The organism is Aeromonas finlandensis (assembly GCF_000764645.1).
GTDB lineage: Bacteria > Pseudomonadota > Gammaproteobacteria > Enterobacterales > Aeromonadaceae > Aeromonas > Aeromonas finlandensis.
This window is the reverse complement of sequence record NZ_JRGK01000334.1, coordinates 1-2,003: the sequence shown is the minus strand read 5'-3', so window position 1 is coordinate 2,003 and position 2,003 is coordinate 1. Positions and strand designations below refer to the sequence as shown.

3 protein-coding genes are annotated in these 2,003 nt (G+C 36.8%); all 3 read left to right on the top strand.

Annotation, left to right across the window (positions count from 1 at the left end; translation table 11 throughout):
• Nucleotides 1-1,133 (top strand): hypothetical protein (locus LD28_RS23490; protein WP_162182407.1); only part of this gene is annotated, 1,133 nt, incomplete at its 5' end.
• A complete protein-coding gene (locus LD28_RS22710) occupies nucleotides 1,114-1,605 on the top strand; it encodes an acyltransferase (RefSeq protein WP_081959656.1) in 492 nt (163 codons plus the stop codon). The genes LD28_RS23490 and LD28_RS22710, both read left to right, overlap by 20 nt.
• A partial coding sequence (locus LD28_RS23255) for a hypothetical protein (protein ID WP_206538776.1) occupies nucleotides 1,602-2,003 on the top strand: 402 nt, incomplete at its 3' end. The genes LD28_RS22710 and LD28_RS23255, both read left to right, overlap by 4 nt.

The window sequence follows — 2,003 nt, the reverse complement described above, 5'->3', positions numbered from 1 at the left end:
CTATAAATTCGATTGGTGGAAATGGGCAAACGGCATTTTTTATTTTTTCATCAATAGTTATATTTTTACGAGGGAAGATTTTTTATCCAAAAGGATTTCGTATTGTCCTGTTTGTTTTGCTTTCTTTTATATTAATTTTTAATGGTTGGGACAATTCGGTTGGAGTAATTCGGGTAATAATCGAAAGTTTCATAATTGCAAATGTGTTGATTTATTTTTTTAGAATCAATAAGTACACTGAGGTATTGTATCTACTCAAGTCACTTATTTTGTTTCAGGCCGCTTTTGCTATTCTAATGTTATATTCCCCTCAATTAAGGGAGTCGTTGCTAAGTTATGTCTATGAGGGGGCTGCTTATCAAGGTGAGGCATTTAAAAATGCTATTGCTTACCGCGGTTTTGGTGTTAGTAAGCATCATCTATATGGGCTCCCTATGGCTATAGCGCTTTGTGTCGCATTAATTATCACTGAGCGATATGAAACGTCTACAATTAAGGCCTTTTATTTTATACTGGGTATTGCATTCATCTCTTTAAATGCGAGAGTTGGCCTTGTTCTATTGCTTTTGGCTCTTTTATGGATGCTGGTTACATTTTCAAAAAATAATATTAAACATCTATTCATACTTTTTTGTATAACCTCAATATCTGTATCTTTGTTCGTTGGTATTTTTTCTTTCAGTAATAACATAACTCTTGATTGGTTAAAAGAAGGGGTTAGTCAGTTTTCAAGTTCAAGTAATACTCAGGCCACAACATTAAGTGATTTGGGAGGTATGATACATATTCCAAGTTCAAGCTGGGATTTGCTATTTGGTCGCTCATACAGCTGTGATATCGAGTCAGATTGTTATTCAGATATAGGTTTTATTCGATTGATTAATTCTGGGGGCTTGATATCATTTTGCTCTGTTATATTTTTATATTTTTATATTTCATGCTCTTTATATGATAGGAAGGAATGGGCATATAGTGTTTCAAGATGTATGTTGCTATTTTTTATTTTTTTAGTGGCCATGCTTAAAGGTGAAGCATATGCTGCATCTGATTATAGCCGAGTGTTTATGGTGACATGCCTTGTCATGATGAGAATTAAAAAAGAGGGGGCTATTAATGTGGCGTCATCTAGTTAGACTAATATTAGTTATTCTTCCTGTTACTCGTCATTTTGCATTACGTAGAGCTTTATTAAAGTTGGCAAAGGTTGATATTGGTAACAATGTTTCTTTCTGTGGTGGTGGCGGCATATATGGTAACGGGAAAGTGATTATCGGTGATAGTACTTGGTTAAGTCCTGGATGTATTGTCTATAGCCACGAAGATATCACTATTGAGATAGGTAAGAACTGTGATATCGGACCTCTAGTGAAATTTGTACCTGGGTCTCATAGTCTTGGTGATTCAAACAGACGAGCAGGTGAGGGAATCGCATTACCTATATCAATAGGTGATGGGTGCTGGATAGGAGCGGATGTGCTTATCTTAGGTGGCGTCACCATAGGGAAAGGGGTTGTTGTCGCAGCTGGATCAGTTGTCACACGAGATATTCCCGATAATGTCCTGGTAGCAGGGGTGCCCGCAGTCATAAAGAGAAATTTGCAATGAAGTCCTGTATTATTATTTCTAATGCTGTCAGTGATGCACTCAGGGACGAGAGGGTAATATCTTCTGATAGCCCAGCAGCAACACGTAAAGTCTTTATGTGGGCAAATGCCATCAGATCTCGTCGTGTTAGAAGTTATATCCTTAGTTTGGGGCGTGGTAAAGGTAATGGTAGTTTGCAGTTCTATAAGGCTAAAGTTGAACGCAAGGATGGGGTGGCTGTTATTTACCTTCCGTTTTGTCATCTTTCAGTAGTTTCTGAGCTTATAACATTGTTTACGTTGCCTTATTTTATCTGGAGATTATGGAAAAGAAATAAAAGTTCATTTATATATTATAACCGGATGCCGGCATATATATTTGATGTGATTTTTGGTTACTATCTCGGAGCAAGACAATTC